The sequence below is a fragment of the Streptomyces sp. NPDC050625 genome (genome assembly GCF_040654755.1).
Classification (GTDB): Bacteria; Actinomycetota; Actinomycetes; order Streptomycetales; family Streptomycetaceae; genus Streptomyces.
In genome coordinates, this window is record NZ_JBFAIQ010000002.1 from 459,371 (window position 1) to 476,277 (window position 16,907).

Here is a 16,907-nt window from a genome sequence, read left to right on the forward strand (position 1 = left end):
CCCAGTGTGGGTGGGGACCGCCGAAGAAGCGCCCCGATGGGGCGATGCGAACTATTCGAGGAGTTCCGCGTACGAGCCCATGGCCAGGGCGATGTCCGCCTGGGCCCAGAAGCGGTGGTACGTGAAACTCGGTGCGGCGCCGCCCGCCAGATAGCTCTCGATCTTCGACCAGGCCGGGTCGTTCTTGTAGAAGGAACGCAGCGAGGCGAAGGTCGAGGAGGAGTTGATCGCGTCGCCGTTCGGCATCTTGCCGCTCCAGCCGCTCGGGACGTACACACTGTCGTCGAAGCGGTTGTAGTCGGCGCGGGTCTCCGGGACGGCGATGCCCAGGCTGTCCTGGTAGTTGTTCCACATGCCGTCGAGGAGCGCCTTGGCCGTCGACTTCGCCGTCGCGTCACCGGACTTGGCGGCGTAGTACGTCAGGGTCTTGGCGTACGCGGCGGCCACGCCGACGTCGTTCGTGTAGTCGGCGACGGTGACGTGAAGTCCGCTGTTGGAGCCGGGACTCGACGCGTTCCAGGTGTCGGGCCGGCCCGACCACTGGAGAGTGGAGGGGATGAGGTAGGTGCCGTCGGGGTTGATCGTGGTCTTGGACAGCGCCCACTTGACCCACTTGTCGAGGACGGCCTTCGCCGTGGCGTTCCCCGTCTGCTGGTAGTACTCGGCGACCCGCTCCATCGACCACGCCTGGAAGCCGAACCACTGGTTGGACGGCGGGTCGTGGTAGACGGGCTGCCAGTCGTAGTACATGCCGTAGAAGGTGGGCGTACCGGACGGCGGGGTGGCGTACCGGCCCTGCCAGCTGTTGGTCGCGCCGCCCGCGATGGCGCCCTCGGACGACTGGAGCCAGCGGTAGAACTCCAGTTGCCGGCCGAGCGAGGTCGACCAGTCCGCCGCGCCCGTCGCCGACTTGGGCTTCAGATCGGCGTACGAGCTGAGCGCGTAGGCGGCCAGGGGGTTCTGGTAGCCGCCGTGGACATGGCTGGAGCCGATGCGCCAGGCCCAGCCCGCGCTGGTGTCGGTGGCGCCGCCCCAGGCGTAGTACCAGGACAGCAGATAGTCGGAGGAGTTCTTGCCGGTGCCCGCCGCGCAGGTGGAGGGACCGACACAGTTGCCGATCTTCTTGAAGTACTTGTCGTACATCGCGTACCGCAGGTAGTCGCCCATCTTCGCGGCCTTGCCGACGGTGGCCGACACGTCACCGCCCTTGCCCTGCGCCTTCGCCCATACGTCCGCCCAGTACGCGGCCTGCACCGCGCGGGCGTCCGCGTCCGGGGCGTCCGTGTACTTCCACTGCCTGGCGTAGGAGGAGTCGCCGGTGAACAGGTCCAGATAGCCGTTGCTGCCGCCGTACTTGAAGGCGTCGCAGGTCGGCTGGGGGACCGTCTCCCAGACGGACTCCTGCGGACCGCGCTGGAAGGTGTTGATGTACGACGGTCCGGTGGCCGTCGGGCCCGCCTCGCACTTGCCCGGCTCGTTGCCGTAGCCGTAGACGTTGTCCACGTCCTGCAGCCAGTGCATGCCGTAGACGTCGTCCGTGCCGTACGCCGACTTCAGCTCACCGGCGATCGGATCAGAACCGACCGGCACCGAGGTGTCCAGCTTCGCCGGGTACTCGTCGGGCGTGTCCAGCTCGGGCGCGTACGTCGCCGGCTTCGAGGCGTTGTAGAAGGAGTTGGTCGGCTGGTCGGCATGGGTCGGGATCATGTACTTCTCCATCAGATCCCAGGCGCCGTTGAACTTGGACCAGTCACCCGTGACCTTGCCGTACATGGCCTGCAGCCAGAGCAGGTAGCTGTATGCCTCCGACGTGGTCTCATGTCCCTGGTCCGGGGCCTCGACGATCAGCGTCTCGACCGAGTGGTAGGGGATGCCCTCGGGGGAGAAGTAGCCGTTCGCCGGGTTGGTGATCTTCCCGTAGAGGTCCAGGAAGCGGGCGTCGTACGCCTTCGACCCCGCCAGCTCCGTCACCGTGACCGTCGCCTCGGTGTAGCCGGTCGCCGAGGCGGTGAAGGTCGCCGCGCCCGTGCCGGAGGAGTCGGCCGTGATGGTCACCGTCTGTGCGGTGTTCCAGTTGGACGGTGTGAAGGTGAGCGACGAACCGCCGGTGACGGACAGCCCGGTGTTGCCGTCCGTACGGGCCACGCCCACCGTCACATCGGCACTCGGCTGCGTCGAGAGCTTCACCGAGAAGGTGCCGGTCTTCCCCTGCTGGATGCCCAGTTGGGTGGGCGAGGCCACCAGGGCGGGACCGGAGGCGACCGTGATGCCGACGGGAGTGGAGGTGCCTGCGGCCCCCAGGCTGTCGTACGCCTTCGCCACCAGAGAATGACTGCCCACGGTCAAACTGGAGACGGGGAGCGTGTACGGGGCGCTCGTGTCCGTCCCGAGCAGTGTGGTGTCGTCGTAGAACTCGACCTTGCTGACCGTCGCGTTGTCGGCCGCCGCCGCGGTCGCCGCGAGCGGTACGGCCTCGCCCTGTGTGTAGACGGCGCCCGCAGTGGGACTGGTCAGCACGGTGACCGGTGGCTGGTGCGCACCGGTGCAGGTCGTACCGTTGACCGCGAAGGCGGCCGGGGCCGCGTTGGTGCCGCTGTAGCCGAACTGCGCGCCGGTCGAGACGGCGGCGCCCGCGGCGATCGTCCCGTTGTACGAGGCGTTCTGCACGGTGATCGACTGGCCGGACTGGGACCAGCTGCCGTTCCAGCCGTTCACGAGCTTCTGATTGCCCGTGTAGCCGTACGTCAGCGTCCAGCCGTTGATCGCGTCCGTGCCGCGGTTGGTGAGGGTGAGGTCGGCGGTGAAACCGGAGCCCCAGTCATTGGTCCTGTAGTCGACGCTGCACTGAACCGTCGCCGCCTGTGCGGGGGTCGTCCCCGTGGCGAGCATCGACAGGGGAAGGGCGAGCGCGGCGCCGACGGCGGTCCATAACCGCCGTACGGCTCTGCGTCTGCGTCCGGGATGTCCGGGATGCATGTGCTGGTTCCTCCTTGCGCTGACAAGACGTGGGGAGAAGTCAAGGCTTGAACCAGTGGGAGCGCTCCCATAGTGGGGACGGGGGTAAGGGCGGTCAAGATGCTTGAAGAGTCGAAAAGATTCGACAGACGCCATTGAGGAAAAGTCAAGCGACTCCCCTGTCCATCGCCGTCACTTGGCGCTACCTTCCTTCGCACCAGTGGGAGCGATTCCGTTCGGTCGACGCGCACGTCACGCGTCCGAGCTGCAAGGAGTCGCTCATGCGACACCCCCCGCGTTCAGTACTTTTAGCCGTCGCCGGTGCGGTCGCCCTCGTCGGGTCCGCACTGGTGCCGGTGGTCTCGGCGTCCGGGGCCACACCCGCCTGCACGGTCGAGTACTCCGTCACCGGCCAGTGGGACACCGGCTTCCAGGGTGCCGTGAAGATCACCAACAACACGGCCGCGCTGAGTGGTTGGAGTCTCACCTTCGACTTCGCGAGCGGCCAGAAGGTCACCCAGGGCTGGAGCGCCAAGTGGTCCCAGTCCGGCACCACCGTGACCGCCGCCAACGAGAGCTGGAACGGCTCGCTCGGCACCGGCGCGAGTGTCAGCGCCGGGTTCCTCGGCTCCTGGTCGGGCAGCAACGCCGTACCGACCGCGTTCAGGCTCAACGGGACGACGTGCAACGTGGATGCGGAGCCCTCGCCCACCCCGACCGAGCCGTCACCGGGCAACGGCACGGCACCCGCCCTGCACGTTTTTGGCAACAAGCTCGTCGACGCCGACGGAAAGACCCGCCGGCTGCTCGGCGTGAACCGCTCCGGCGGCGAGTTCATGTGCGTCCAGGGCTACGGCATCTGGGACGGTCCCGTGGACGACGCGGCGATCAGGGCGATCGCCGACTGGAAGGCGAACACGGTACGCATCCCGCTCAACGAGGAGTGCTGGCTGGGCCTTTCCAACATCAAGCCCGAGTACGCCGGCACCAACTACATCAACGCCGTCAAGGACCTGGTGGCCCGGGTCGAGGCGCACGGCATGACACCGGTCCTCGAACTCCACTGGTCCTACGGCCAGTACACCGGCAACTCCGCGGGCTGCTCCGATGTACACGCCACCTGCCAGAAGCCGATGCCCGACATGCAGTACAGCCCCTCGTTCTGGTCCTCGGTGGCCGGCACCTTCAAGGGCGACCCGGCCGCCGTGTTCGACCTGTTCAACGAGCCGTACCCGGACCGGGCGACCTCCACCACCACCACCCAGGCCTGGCAGTGCTGGAAGGACGGCGGCAACTGCCCCGGAATCTCGTACGAGGTCGCCGGAATGCAGGACCTCGTCGACGCCGTACGCGGCACCGGCGCCAAGAACGTCATCATGGCGGGCGGGCTCGCGTACTCCAACGACCTGAGCCAGTGGCTGACGTACCGGCCGACCGACCCGACCGGCGATCTCGTCGCCGCCTACCACGTCTACAACTTCAACACCTGCGCGAACGAGAGCTGCTGGAACTCCACCCTCGCCCCGGTCGCGGCCCAGGTGCCGCTGGTCGCCGGGGAGATCGGTGAGAACACCTGCTCGCACGGGTTCGTCGACCAGGTCATGAAGTGGTTCGACGACCGGAACCTGTCCTACCTCGGCTGGACCTGGAACACCTGGGACTGCTCCTCCGGCCCGTCCCTGATCACCAGCTTCGACGGAACCCCCACCGCGTACGGCACCGGCCTGCGCGACCACCTGCGCGCCATCAACCCGTAGCCCCACCGAAGAAGGAACCCGCACTCATGAGTCGTACCAGAACAGCGATACTCGCCGCCCTGGCGCTCGTCGCCGGGGCCTCGGGAACGGCCCTCACCACCGCACCGGCGAACGCCGCCGCGTCCGCCGTCCCCTGCACCGTCGACTACAAGGTGCAGAACCAGTGGGACACCGGCTTCACCGCCGCCGTCACCGTCACCAACAACGGTGCCGCCAAGAGCAGTTGGTCGGTTAAGTGGGCGTACACCGGCAACCAGAAGGTCACCAACTACTGGAACACCAAGCTCACCCAGAGCGGTACCGCCGTCACCGCCGACAACGAGACCTACAACGGCACCCTGGCGACCGGCGGTTCGGTCAGCTTCGGCTTCAACGCCTCCTACAGCGGCACCAACGCCGTCCCGACCGCCTTCACGCTAGACGGCGTCACCTGCAACGTCGACGACGGGGGCAGCGGCGGTGGCGGAGGGGGCGGCGGTGGCGGCACCGGCAACCGTGTCGACAACCCGTACGCCGGCGCCAAGGTGTACGTGAACCCGGAGTGGTCCGCGAAGGCCGCCGCGGAGCCCGGCGGCAGCCGCGTCTCCAACCAGCCCACCGGCGTCTGGCTCGACCGCATCGCCGCCATCAACGGCGCGAACGGCAGCATGGGCCTGCGTGCCCATCTCGACGCGGCCCTCGCCCAGAAGGGCAGCAACGAAGAGGTCGTCCAACTGGTCGTCTACGACCTGCCGGGACGCGACTGCGCGGCCCTCGCGTCCAACGGCGAGCTGGGCGCCACCGAGATCGACAAGTACAAGACGCAGTTCATCGACCCGATCGCGGCGATCCTCTCCGACAGCAAGTACGCCTCCCTCAGGATCGTCACCACCATCGAGATCGACTCGCTGCCCAACCTCGTCACCAACACCGGCAGCCGCGCCACCGCCACGCCCGCGTGCGACACCATGCTCGCCAACGGCAACTACGTGAAGGGTGTCGGCTACGCCCTCGCCAAGCTCGGCGCGATCCCCAACGTCTACAACTACCTCGACGCCGGCCACCACGGCTGGCTCGGCTGGGACGACAACTTCGGCCCCGCGGCCACCCTGTTCAAGCAGGCGGCCACCAGCGAGGGCGCGACCGTCGACGACGTGGCCGGTTTCATCACCAACACCGCGAACTACAGCGCCTTGAAGGAGAACAACTTCACCGTCAACGACACGGTTAACGGCACCTCCGTCCGCCAGTCGAAGTGGGTCGACTGGAACCGCTACGTCGACGAACAGTCCTTCGCACAGGCCTTCCGCAACCAACTCGTCTCGGTCGGCTTCAACTCCGGCATCGGCATGCTGATCGACACCTCCCGCAACGGCTGGGGCGGCACCGCACGCCCGACCGGCCCCGGCCCGCAGACCAGCGTGGACGCGTACATCGACGGCGGCCGCTACGACCGCCGGATCCACGTCGGCAACTGGTGCAACCAGTCCGGAGCCGGCCTCGGCGAGCGTCCGCAGGCCGCCCCGGCGACCGGGATCGACGCCTATGTGTGGATGAAGCCGCCGGGTGAGTCCGACGGCTCCAGCACCGCCATCGCCAACGACGAGGGCAAGGGCTTCGACCGAATGTGCGACCCGACGTACACGGGCAACGCCCGCAACGGCAACAGCATGTCCGGCGCCCTGCCGAACGCGCCGCTGTCCGGGCACTGGTTCTCCGCCCAGTTCCAGCAGCTGATGCAGAACGCCTACCCGCCGCTGCCGTAACGCGGTGACGGTGATCCGTCGGGGTCAGCCCTTCGGGGACAGACCCCGGCGGATCGCGCGTTCCACCGGCGAGTGGCCGCCGTCCGGCCGGTCCAGCTCCAGCGGCGACTCCAGGTGCAGCGGCGGCTGAGCCATGAACCGGGGCCGGGTTCCGTGGTGCGGCTGGGCGGCGTGCACCAGGAAGGGGTGGCAGAGGTAGACGTCGCCGGGACTGCCCGTGGCATAGGCGAGCGGGCGGTGCGCGGAGGCGGTGGCCACCTGCGGGCCGAGCTCCAGGAACGAGGCGCCTGCCTCGCCGTACGGCTCCAGGACCGGCGGTACGTCGAGGTGCGAGCCGACCCTGATCCGGGTCGGGGCGTCCTCCTCGGTCACCTCGCCGAACAGGAACAGCATCAGCAGCGCACGCTCCCTCGACCGCAGGTTGGTGTGCCACGCCGTGGCGCCCTCCGGAAGATAGCTGCCCTCGATGTGCCAGCCCGCGTCGTCCGGCTCCTGCGCGTGCGGAAAGCGCAACGGGAAGCTCCCCAGCGAATAGCGCGGGACCCAGCGCCGCTCACCGACCAGCAGGTCGAACGCCTCGTGCAGTACGGCGGAGTTGGCGGCGGCCGCGAACGGTCCCTGGGCCATGCCGCCCACCCACACCACCGGGTCCTTCCAGCTGCCGGAGTCATCCGGGTCGTAACCCGTCTCCCGCCAGAGCAGCCGCGCGCAGTCCTCGCTGACGCGCTTCGGGACTGCGCCCTCGATCTTCACGAACCCGTCCTCGATGAACCGCTCCACCAGCTCGTCGTCCATCGGGCCATCCTCGGCGACCGGTGTTGCCGTACGCACCCCGTTTTTTGCCGCCCCGGCAACAGAGCTGGCCCCGGCCCGGTGCGTCGGCGCAAGCTGGCCCCACGCGGACGAGAGGCTGACCACCATGGCGCACCACCAGCAGCACAACCACGGCCACGGACACGGCCACGAAGACACTGACATCGACTGGGCGGCCATGGCGCCGCACCTGGAGGCGCAGGCGGAGCTGCTCGCCCCCGTCTACGAACGGGCCATGGCCTGGCTGGCGAAGGAGGTGACCGAGCCGGGGCTGATCGTGGACGCGGGCAGCGGGCCCGGTGTCGTGTCGTGCCTGTTCGCCGAGGCGTTCCCGGGCGCCCGGGTCATGGCCGTGGACGGCACCGAGCCGCTGCTGGAGCGGGCCCGCGACCGTGCCGCCCGCCAGGGCGTCGGGGACCGCTTCGGCACCCTGACCGGTGAACTCCCCGGTGTGCTGGACGAGTTGGACTACCCGGCCGATCTGCTGTGGGCGAGCCGCAGCCTGCACCACCTCGGCGACCAGCGGGCCGGGCTCGCGGCCTTCGCGGCCCGGCTGGCCCCCGGCGGCACCCTGGCGCTGCTGGAGGGCGGCCTGCCCTCCCGGTTCCTGCCCCGGGACATCGGCATCGGGCGGCCGGGGCTGCAGGCGCGGCTCGACGTGGTCGAGGAGGAGTGGTTCGCACGGATGCGGGCCGACCTGCCCGGCGCCGTCGCCGTGACCGAGGACTGGCCCGCCCTGCTGGCAGCCGCGGGCCTGAAGCACACCCGCACCCGCAGCTTCCTGCTCGACCTGCCCGCACCCGCCTCCGACCGGGCCCGCGCCTACATCGCCACGACCCTGTCCCGGGTCCGCGACGCCGCCGCCGACGCCCTCGACGCCGACGACCGCGCCACGCTGGACCGGCTCCTCGACCCAGCGGACCCGGCGAGCGTGCACCGGCGGCCGGACGTGTTCGTGCTGTCCGCGTACACGGTGCACACGGCCGTACGACCCGTGTAGCCGCCGGGCCACGAGGGCTCAGCACTGCCCCGGGCGCTTCGTTTCCTCCTGCGGGGTGGCGTCGAGTGGCTGTCCGGCCGGGTCGCGCAGGACGACGATCCGCCGGGCGGCGAGGACGCGGGCGGATGACGGAGGGGCGTGCCGGGGCCGCGGCGGTTCAGCACTGTCCCGGGCGTGCGTACACACTCACCCGTGCACCCCGCACCTTTCGGGTGCCGCACTCGTCAAAGTGCTCGGCGAGTACCTGCCGCTTCGTCTCCTCCTGCGGGGTGGCGTCGAGTGGCTGTCCGGCCGGGTCGCGCAGGACGACGATCCGCCGGGCGGCGAGGACACGGGCCCGGATGACGGAGGGGGTGGCCTCGGTGCCGTACAGCGTGCCGGAGTCCGCCGGGCCGCGGGCCAGGGCGAGATCGCGCAGCCCGCGGAAGGAATCCTTCTGGACCAGGGACCACACCCGGCGCCGGGAGGGCGTGTACAGGATCCCGTCGGCGCCCTCGCCCGCCGTGCAGACGGCCGCGGCCACGGCGGTCACGTCGTCGACGCGGCTGTGCGGGGTGCGCAGACTCAGGGTGACCGGAAGCAGCGCGACGACAGTGGCCCCCGCGGCGAGCGCCGCCCCGGCCCGGATCGGGCCTCCCGCGCGCAGCAGCCGGTCCAGCGCCGCGCCGACCAGCAGCGCCGTCCCCGCCTGGCCGTAGAGGACGTAACGGTCCACGTACAGCGGCTTGACCAGCGACACCAGCAGGAGCAGCAGTCCGGGCAGGACGAACAGGGGCAGGGCCAGCCCCACGAGACCGACGCACCCCGCGTCCCGCCGTCGCGGCAGCAGCGCGGCACAGACCGTCCCGAGCAGCGCCGGCCCGGCGAAGCCCACCAGCGCGCCCGCCCCGATGCCGCCGATCCAGGCCACCTGCTCCGACTGGCCCATGCTCACCACGGCCAGGGGAGCCACGCCCGCCGCGGCGAGGAGCGCGGCACGCGCCCAGTCACGGCGGGCCGCGCGGGGTACGGCCACCGCGTGCGCGGCCACCACCAGCACCGCGAACTCGTGCAGCAGACAGGCGGACAGCACCACCGTGCCATAGGCCGCCCAGGCCCGCCCGGTGCCCGACTCCACCGCCCGGACCAGCAGATACGACGCCCAGACGACCAGCGCGCACACCAGCGCGTACGAACGGCCCTCCTGCGCGTACCGTTGGACCGGCGGCAGGACCGCGAACACCAGCCCGGCCGCCAGTCCCGCGCGCGGCCCGGCGAGCCGGCCGCCCAGCAGCGCCAGCGTCCCGGCCGCCACCGCGGTCGCCAGCACCGACGGCAGCCGCAGCACGAGCAGCGCATCGGCCCACCCGAAGACCCGGAACAGGGCGTGCATCAGCAGGTAGTACAGGCCGTGCACCGCGTCCGCCCGCTCCAGCGTCCGCCACAGCTCGGGCAGGCCGCGCCGCGCCATGTCGTACGTCACCGCCTCGTCCCGCCACAGGCTCCCGTCGCGCCGTACGCCCCACAGGCCGAGGGCCAGGGAGAGCACGACGGGCGCGAGTACATGGACGTACCGGCGGGGGACGTTCGGTGCGGCGGTCGGGAGTGCGGTCCTCGGGGGCCGGGTGACGGTGGCGATGGCGGGCTCCGGTGCGTGTCGGGACGGCAGGCCCCGGTGAGCGGGGCCGCATGGACGTGCACCGACGAGTCCAGGTGCCGCACGATTGATGGGCAGCCCCCGTCCCGAGCGCCAATCAATCGCCGTACGCGGGTTGTTAGCGTGGAAGGCGGCCGCGATGGACGGGGGAGACGTGCATGGGGCGTCGTGAGAAGCCGCTGGATCCGGGGGCGGGAGCGGTGCAGCGGTTCGCCTACGAGCTGCGCAAGCTGCGCGACGAGGCGGGCACGCCGACCTATCGCGCGATGGCGCACCGGGCCGGCTACTCCGGGCCGACGCTGTCGGCGGCGGCCGCCGGGGAGCGGCTGCCCACCCTGCCCGTGGTCACCGCGTACGTCTCCGCGTGCGGCGGCGACCCGAGACAGTGGGAGCGGCGCTGGCGGACGGCCGTCGCCGAGGCGGCCGACGAACGGTCCCCCGGGCAGGACACCGACAGCCCGTACCCGGGACTCGCCCGGTTCGGCACCGGGGACCGCGACCACTTCCACGGCCGCGACGACCTCGTCGCCGAACTCGTCGCCCACGTGGGGCGGTTCAGGGTCGGTGCGGTCGTCGGCGCGTCCGGCAGCGGCAAGTCGTCACTGCTGCGGGCGGGACTGATCCCCGCCCTGCGGGAAGCACACGACCGGCCTTCGGCCGCGATCCGCGTCCTCACCCCCGGCAGCCGTCCGGCCCGCACCCACGAAGCCCTGTTCACCCCGCACGACGCTCCCGGCGACACGCTCCTGGTCGTCGACCAGTTTGAGGAGGTCTTCGCACTGTGCGCCGATCCGGCCGAACGCGAGCTGTTCATCGGCCGGTTGCTCACCGCGCTCGACCCGGCCGCCGGGCTGCGCGTGCTCATCGCCGTACGCGCCGACTTCTACGCACGCTGCGCAGAGCACGGCCTCCTCGCGGAGGCGCTGCGCGACTCGACTCTGTTGGTCGGCCCGATGCCGCCGCAGCGGCTCCGGGAGGCCGTGGTCAGACCGGCGGCCGCGGCCGGTCTGGTCGTCGAACGCGACCTGACCGCCCGGATCGTCGCCGACGCCACCGGCGAACCCGGCGGGCTCCCGCTGATGGCCCACGCCCTGCGCGAGGTCTGGCGGCGGCGCACCGGCAAGACCCTCACCCTGGCCGCCTACGAGTCCATCGGCGGCATCCGGGGCGCGGTCGCCCACACCGCCGAGGACGTGTATGCCCGTTGCACCCCCGCCGAGGCCGCCACCGTCCGCGCCCTGCTCCTGCGGCTGGTCAGCCCAGGGGACGGCACCGAGGACACCCGGCGCCCGGCCGACCGTATCGAACTCGGCACCGGCCCTGACACCGCCGGTGTTCTCGAACGCCTGGTCCGCGCCCGCCTGTTGACCGTCGACGGTGACACGGTCGACCTCGCCCACGAGGCCCTGCTCGGCGCCTGGCCCCGGCTGCGCGGCTGGGTCGACACCGACCGCGAACGCCTGCGTACCCACCGCCTCCTCACCGAAGCGGCCCGGAACTGGGCCGAACTGAACCGGGACACGGGGGCGTTGTACCGGGGGGTACGACTGACCGAGGCACGCGAGTTGTTCGCCGAACCCGACTCGTACCAGGGCGAGTTGAGCCGCCTGGAGCGTGACTTCCTGACGGCGAGCGTCGAGGCGTACGAACGCTGGCAGCGGGCGAGGACCCGGGCGACCCGGCGGCTGCGCGCGCTCACCGCGGCACTCGCCGCGCTGCTGTGTCTCGCCGTGACCGCGGGTGCGGTGGCCTGGCGGCAGAGCGGGGTGAGCGAGCGGCAGCGCGACGAGGCGGAGGCCCGCCGGGTGGCCGCGCTCGCGGACAGCCTTCGTGCCTCGGAACCGCGCACCTCGATGCGCCTGGCCCTCGCGGCCTGGCGCACCGCCGACCTGCCCGAGACGCGCCAGGCGCTGCGGACGGCCGCCGCGCAGAGCGAGCAGGACGTGTTCACCGAGCCGGAGCAGGGGGGCCGTACCCTCAACGCGCCGTCGAGTCTCAGTGCGGACGGGCGGATCCTGACGACGGTCGCGCACGACAAGGCGGTCCAGTGGGACGTGCGTACGCACCGGCGCCTGCGGTCCCTCGCCCGCCCGGGACTGTCCGCGGGATACACGGACGTCAGCGCCGACGGCCGCCTGCTGGCCTACCGCGATCCGGCATCGAGCGAGGGCCTGCGGGTCACCGATCTGCTGGACGGGAGCACACGTCGGCTGCCGACCGGCTCGTGGCAGGACACCGACGGTGCCGGGTTCGGACCGAGCGGACACACCTTCTGGATACGCCGACTCGCTGGTGAGCACGCGGTCTACGAGGTGTGGGACGTACGCGCCCGGACGCTGCTGGCACGGTACGGACGAGGAGACCGCGGCGGTGCGGGCCCCGTGCTGAGCGGTGACGACCGCTACGCCGCCTGGTGCGAAGAAGACCGGCGGACGCTGCGGGTGCTCGACCTCGCCGAGGGCCGCCGAGTCGGCACACGAGTGCCCTCGGCCACCGAACGGCTGCTGTGCCGGGGCGACGTGCTCACCTTCACCCCGGACGGCGGGGCCGTCGCGACCGCCACCACGTCCGGCGTGGTGACCTGGGACTTCCGTACCGGGCGGGAACGGCCTCGGCTGCCCGTGGCGGGTGACGCGTACGAGGTGGTGTTCGCCGGTCCCTACGCGCTCACCTGGGCCCAGGGCTCCCTGGCCCTGTGGCGGACGGACCTTCCGGCCTCGGCCGGCGGCGGCCCGCGCGAGCCGCTCCTCACCCTTCCCGTCGGGGGTACGGCGGTCTCCGGACTGCGCCTCGACCCGGCCGACGGCGTACTGCGCTATGAGGAGGACGGCCGGACCGTCGGCGTCCACACCCTCTCCCTGCACGGTCTGACCGGCAGGACCTGGCGCGAGAGGGCAGCGGGCAGGGCGGCCTTCGACGCCTACGGACGGCCGGCCCGGCCCCGCCGCGCGAGCGTGCGCGGAGCCGAAGCGGTGGTGGTCGACCCGGTGGGCCGTACCGCGCTCACCGGTGAGGGATCGCTCGTCGACCTCGCGACGGGCAGGAAGAGGACGGCCGTCACCGGGGAGGACCTGCTCACCGCGGGCGCCATGAGCGCGGACGGCCGCCAACTCGCCACGGCCGACTACCGTGGCCGCCTCACCCTGTGGGACCTCCGCGCCCGCCACCGGATCGCCGTCCTGCGAGCCACCGGAAGCACCGCCGACCGGCTCGCCCTGGCCTTCTCCCAGGACGGCTCACTGCTCGCGGCGGGCGCGCCGGACGGCTCCGTGCAGGTGTGGGAGACCGCGCAGCCACACCTCGGGCCCGCGGCCCTCCCCGCCGGGGACGGCCCGGCCCTCGCGGTCGGATTCGGCGCGGACGACGCCGAGTTGCATCTAGCGACGCCCCATCTGGCGGACCGGGTCAGCGCGTTGGCGCCGGAGCGCGCGGCCGCCGAGGTGTGCTCGCGCGCGAACGGCGGCGCCACGAAGGCGGAGTGGCACCGCTATCTGCCCTCGGTGCCGTACCGCGGTACGTGTGCCGCTTGACTTCGAGAGCGCTCGAAATGATGAACTCCCGTAGTTCACCGAACCACAGGGGGTAACCATGACCGATTCTCCGGTCGCGCTCATCACCGGCGGCGGCAGCGGCATCGGTGCCGCCGTCGCCCGGCAGTTGCTGGACGCCGGGCACCGGGTCGCCGTCACCGGGCGGGGCGAGCCGCGGCTGCGCGCGTTCAGGGAGGGGCTCGGCAATCCGGACGGGTTGCTGACGATCGTCGGGAACGCGGCCGAGTACGAGGACGTACAGGCGGCCGTCGCCGCCACGCTGAAGGAGTTCGGGCGGCTCGACACTGTCGTCGCCAACGCGGGTTCCGCCACCCACGACTCGGTCGCGGAGGGCGATCCCGCCGGGTGGACGGACATGGTGCTGACCAACGTGCTCGGCCCGGCCCTCCTCGTCCGCGCCTCCGTAGACGCCCTGAAGGAGACCCGGGGCAGGATCGTGCTCGTCGGCAGTGTCGCCGGGTTCGTCAACACGCCCGGCAATCTGTACGGCGCCACGAAGTGGGCGGTCACCGGCCTCGCCGAGAACACCCGCCGTCAGGTCACCGAGTGGGGCGTGGGCGTGACCCTGGTCGCCCCCGGCCGGGTGGAGACCCCGTTCTGGGACGGCCTGGGCAGCCTTCCGCCCGGCCACCTCCTCACCGCCGACCAGATCGCCGACACGGTCGTCTGGGCCGTCCGGCAGCCCGACGGTGTCGACGTCAACACCGTGGTCGTCCGGCCGGTCGGGCAGCCCAACTGACGTACGCACAGGGCCCGGTACCGCCCCAGGCGCGGTACCGGGCCCTTCTCCCCTCCCGGCTCAGTTGCTCTGCAGGAACTGTTTCGCCAGCTGGTCGCCGAGAGTCACCGCCGCGCTGTGGCTCTCGATGGGGGAGGCCTTGGAGTTCTTGAACAGGATGTACGTCACGCCGGAGTCCACGCCGCCGGTCGCCGGGTCGGGGTCGATGCCGAGCGCCTTGGCGGTGGCGTACGAGGCCTCGCCGATGATCTTCGTGGGGCCGGTGTCGCCGACGACCGCGTACTCGACCTTGTTGTTGTAGATGACGGCGACCACTCCGCCGCCCTTGATGCCGGCGCTGGAGTAGTTCCAGATGCTGCTGGAGCTGGGCACGACGACGTACGGCAGTGTCTCGGCCTTCAGGGGCTTGCCGTTGGACTGGTGGAAGGCCGTGTCGTCCTGGTACCAGGGGTCGCGGTTCTCGTTGCAGTTGGTGGTGCGCTGGCCGTCGCAGTCGATGTCCATGTCGGCCTTCCAGAACACCGCGCCGTTCTTGCCGCACACGGGGACGGTGGCCGAGGTCTCGTCGTCGGTCTTGTACTTGCCGTTGGATATCTGCGAACAGGACTTCACCTTGGCGAGCAGATCGGCCGCGCTGACCGAGCCCTCCTGGGCGGACCTCGGGGTGGCGCCGGAGGCGCTTGCGGGGAGTACGCCGGCGGCGAGCAGTGCGGCCCCGGAGGCCGCGGCGAGGGTCAGTGTTCGAACGCGCACTGTGGGGGACCCTTCTGTTAGGAAACTTTCCTTACCGGGTTCCGTACAACTTGGCGCTCTTTACGTGGCCCCGTCAAGCCCTGTGGCGCGAACGGGTGTTCCGTGTGCCGTTTGCGGTGATCTGCCCGCCAGAGAACACTGGCGATATCGGCCGTTCCGGAATTTTGCGCCCGATATGCACATGGTTTCTGGGAGGCGAGGCGTCATGTTCGTACGGACCGTCTATGTGACCGGCGATCCCACGAAGATCGATACGGCCATCAGAGCCTTGAACACGGAGGGCCGGGACCTGCTCGAAGAACGTCCGGGCTACCGCGGTGCGGGCGTCTTCGTCGACCGGGAGCTGGGCAAGCTCTTCTCGGCGAGCTGGTGGACCTCCAAGGAGGCCAGACACAACAGCGACGAGGTGATGCGCGAGCGACGCGGTGCCCTGCTGGAACCGTTCGCGGGGACCGTGGCGGTCGAGAACTACGAGGCCGCGGTCTTCCATGCGCAGCAGATGCCGAGGACGTCCGGGGGCCTGCGCATCACCAGGCTGGAGTTCGAGCCCGAGGACACGGAACTGGTCGCCGATACGTTCCAGGCCAGTGTGCTGCCCCGGCTGGAGACCCTCCACGGGCTGGCCAGGGCCTCCCTGCTCGTGGACCGGGATCGCGGACGCGGCATGGTCCACATCCTGTTCGTCGACCACGAGTCCATGGCCGCTTCCCGCTCGGCCCAGGCCATGGCCCGGCACGAGGGGACGGCCAAGGCGCATGTCACCGTGATCGGTCTGGAGGAGTTCGAGGTCGTCCACGCGGACGTGCACCCCGACTGAGGCCCTGTGCCCGGCAGTTGACCGGCGCCTCGCCCTGTCACGCGTGTGCCCCGCCGGGCGGACGGGAGACCGCCCGGCGGGGCACACACGCGTACGGAACCCGTACGGAAGCGGGCCTCGGTGCCAGGCCCTGTCGTCAAATCCCCGTCCGCCCGCCGACGCCATGCACGCTCCCCCAAGCTCTCGGCTGCGCTCGAGCAGGGGCCCTCATGACGCTGCCGGGCCCGCCCTTCGGGCGGACGACGGGGATTCGACGACAGGGCCCAGGCCCTGCCCGGCCGAGGACGGGCCTCAGCCCATGTCGAAGGTGGCCGGGTCCGGACCCAGTCTCCGGTCCTCGTTCAGCGCGCTGATCGCCGCGAGGTCCTCGGTGTCCAGGCGGAAGTCGAAGACGTCGATGTTCTCCTTGATCCGGGACGGCGTCACGGACTTGGGGATCACGATGTTGCCCAGCTGGAGGTGCCAGCGCAGCACGATCTGGGCCGGGGTGCGGTTGTGCTTCTGGGCGATGGCGACGATCGCCGGCACCTCCAGCAGCCCCTTGCCCTGGCCGAGCGGGGACCACGCCTCGGTGTGGATGCCCTGCTGTGCGTGGAACGCGCGGGCCGCGTGCTGCTGCAGATGCGGGTGGAGTTCGATCTGGTTGACCGCCGGGATGACCGACGTCCGGTCCAGCAGGTGTTCCAGGTACTCCGGAAGGAAGTTGGACAGGCCGATGGCACGCACCCGGCCGTCGGCGAGGAGCTTCTCGAAGGCCTTGTAGGTCTCGATGTACGCGCCCCGGGACGGCAGCGGCCAGTGGATCAGGTACAGGTCGAGGTAGTCCAGGCCCAGCTTCTCCAGGGACACGTCGAAGGCGCGCAGTGCGGCGTCGTACCCGTGGTCGCTGTTCCAGAGCTTGGTGGTGACGAAGACGTCCTCGCGGGGCAGGCCGGAGGCGGCGATCGCCCTGCCGGTGCCCTCTTCGTTGCCGTAGATCGCCGCTGTGTCGATGCTGCGGTACCCGGCCTCGAGCGCCGTGGCGACGGCACGCTCGGCCTCGTCGTCCGGCACCTGCCAGACGCCGAAGCCCAGCTGCGGCATCTCGACGCCGTTGTTGAGGATGATCGGGGGGACCTTGCTGCTCACGAGCTCTTGATCC

The 16,907-nt window shown here is 70.9% G+C and carries 11 protein-coding genes; 6 read left to right on the top strand and 5 right to left on the bottom strand.

Annotated elements, in window-relative coordinates:
* Positions 1–51 precede the first annotated feature (51 nt).
* Positions 52–2,976, bottom strand: coding sequence for a glycoside hydrolase family 48 protein (locus tag AB0I54_RS06310; RefSeq protein ID WP_363294731.1), 2,925 nt, complete (start codon positions 2,974–2,976; stop codon positions 52–54).
* A 260-nt stretch (positions 2,977–3,236) separates the two neighbouring features.
* Here AB0I54_RS06310 and AB0I54_RS06315 point away from each other — a divergent pair, with 260 nt between their 5' ends.
* Together AB0I54_RS06315 and AB0I54_RS06320 are read left to right on the top strand one after the other, a co-directional pair.
* Positions 3,237–4,712, top strand: a complete 1,476-nt coding sequence (locus AB0I54_RS06315) for a cellulose binding domain-containing protein (protein ID WP_363294732.1) — start codon at positions 3,237–3,239, stop codon at positions 4,710–4,712.
* A 26-nt stretch (positions 4,713–4,738) separates the two neighbouring features.
* Complete coding sequence (locus AB0I54_RS06320) at positions 4,739–6,457, top strand: glycoside hydrolase family 6 protein (RefSeq protein WP_363294733.1); 1,719 nt, start codon at positions 4,739–4,741, stop codon at positions 6,455–6,457.
* Positions 6,458–6,481: 24 nt separating this feature from the next.
* Here the strand turns inward: AB0I54_RS06320 and AB0I54_RS06325 are convergent, their stop codons facing one another.
* Positions 6,482–7,252 (bottom strand): phytanoyl-CoA dioxygenase family protein, encoded by a 771-nt coding sequence (locus tag AB0I54_RS06325; protein WP_363294734.1) that lies wholly within the window; start codon positions 7,250–7,252, stop codon positions 6,482–6,484.
* A 124-nt stretch (positions 7,253–7,376) separates the two neighbouring features.
* Between AB0I54_RS06325 and AB0I54_RS06330 the strand changes: the two genes are divergently transcribed.
* On the top strand, positions 7,377–8,270 hold the full coding sequence (locus AB0I54_RS06330) for a class I SAM-dependent methyltransferase (RefSeq protein ID WP_363294735.1): 894 nt from the start codon (positions 7,377–7,379) through the stop codon (positions 8,268–8,270).
* A 157-nt stretch (positions 8,271–8,427) separates the two neighbouring features.
* Here AB0I54_RS06330 and AB0I54_RS06335 read toward each other — a convergent pair whose 3' ends face one another.
* On the bottom strand, positions 8,428–9,798 hold the full coding sequence (locus AB0I54_RS06335) for a glycosyltransferase family 39 protein (RefSeq protein ID WP_363294736.1): 1,371 nt from the start codon (positions 9,796–9,798) through the stop codon (positions 8,428–8,430).
* Positions 9,799–10,064: 266 nt separating this feature from the next.
* On the opposite strand from AB0I54_RS06335, the gene AB0I54_RS06340 reads away from it, so the two are divergent.
* Positions 10,065–13,436 carry a hypothetical protein gene (locus AB0I54_RS06340; protein ID WP_363294737.1) on the top strand — a complete coding sequence of 1,124 codons (3,372 nt, stop codon included), beginning with the start codon at positions 10,065–10,067 and terminating at the stop codon, positions 13,434–13,436.
* A gap of 58 nt (positions 13,437–13,494) precedes the next feature.
* On the top strand, positions 13,495–14,196 hold the full coding sequence (locus tag AB0I54_RS06345) for an SDR family oxidoreductase (RefSeq protein ID WP_363294738.1): 702 nt from the start codon (positions 13,495–13,497) through the stop codon (positions 14,194–14,196).
* A gap of 60 nt (positions 14,197–14,256) precedes the next feature.
* Here AB0I54_RS06345 and AB0I54_RS06350 read toward each other — a convergent pair whose 3' ends face one another.
* A complete protein-coding gene (locus tag AB0I54_RS06350; protein ID WP_363294739.1) occupies positions 14,257–14,949 on the bottom strand; it encodes a glycoside hydrolase family 75 protein in 693 nt (230 codons plus the stop codon).
* A 205-nt stretch (positions 14,950–15,154) separates the two neighbouring features.
* Here AB0I54_RS06350 and AB0I54_RS06355 point away from each other — a divergent pair, with 205 nt between their 5' ends.
* Complete coding sequence (locus tag AB0I54_RS06355) at positions 15,155–15,766, top strand: hypothetical protein (RefSeq protein WP_363294740.1); 612 nt, start codon at positions 15,155–15,157, stop codon at positions 15,764–15,766.
* A 291-nt stretch (positions 15,767–16,057) separates the two neighbouring features.
* Here AB0I54_RS06355 and AB0I54_RS06360 read toward each other — a convergent pair whose 3' ends face one another.
* Entirely contained in the window at positions 16,058–16,894 is an 837-nt protein-coding gene (locus AB0I54_RS06360) for an aldo/keto reductase (protein WP_363294741.1), read from the bottom strand.
* Between the last annotated feature and the right edge of the window lie 13 nt (positions 16,895–16,907).

Coding starts and splice junctions, on each gene's coding strand:
- AB0I54_RS06310 (WP_363294731.1), bottom strand. CDS start 2,976: ATGCATCCCGGACATCCCGGACGCAGACGCAGAGCCGTACGGCGGTTA.
- AB0I54_RS06315 (WP_363294732.1), top strand. CDS start 3,237: ATGCGACACCCCCCGCGTTCAGTACTTTTAGCCGTCGCCGGTGCGGTC.
- AB0I54_RS06320 (WP_363294733.1), top strand. CDS start 4,739: ATGAGTCGTACCAGAACAGCGATACTCGCCGCCCTGGCGCTCGTCGCC.
- AB0I54_RS06325 (WP_363294734.1), bottom strand. CDS start 7,252: ATGGACGACGAGCTGGTGGAGCGGTTCATCGAGGACGGGTTCGTGAAG.
- AB0I54_RS06330 (WP_363294735.1), top strand. CDS start 7,377: ATGGCGCACCACCAGCAGCACAACCACGGCCACGGACACGGCCACGAA.
- AB0I54_RS06340 (WP_363294737.1), top strand. CDS start 10,065: ATGGGGCGTCGTGAGAAGCCGCTGGATCCGGGGGCGGGAGCGGTGCAG.
- AB0I54_RS06345 (WP_363294738.1), top strand. CDS start 13,495: ATGACCGATTCTCCGGTCGCGCTCATCACCGGCGGCGGCAGCGGCATC.
- AB0I54_RS06355 (WP_363294740.1), top strand. CDS start 15,155: ATGTTCGTACGGACCGTCTATGTGACCGGCGATCCCACGAAGATCGAT.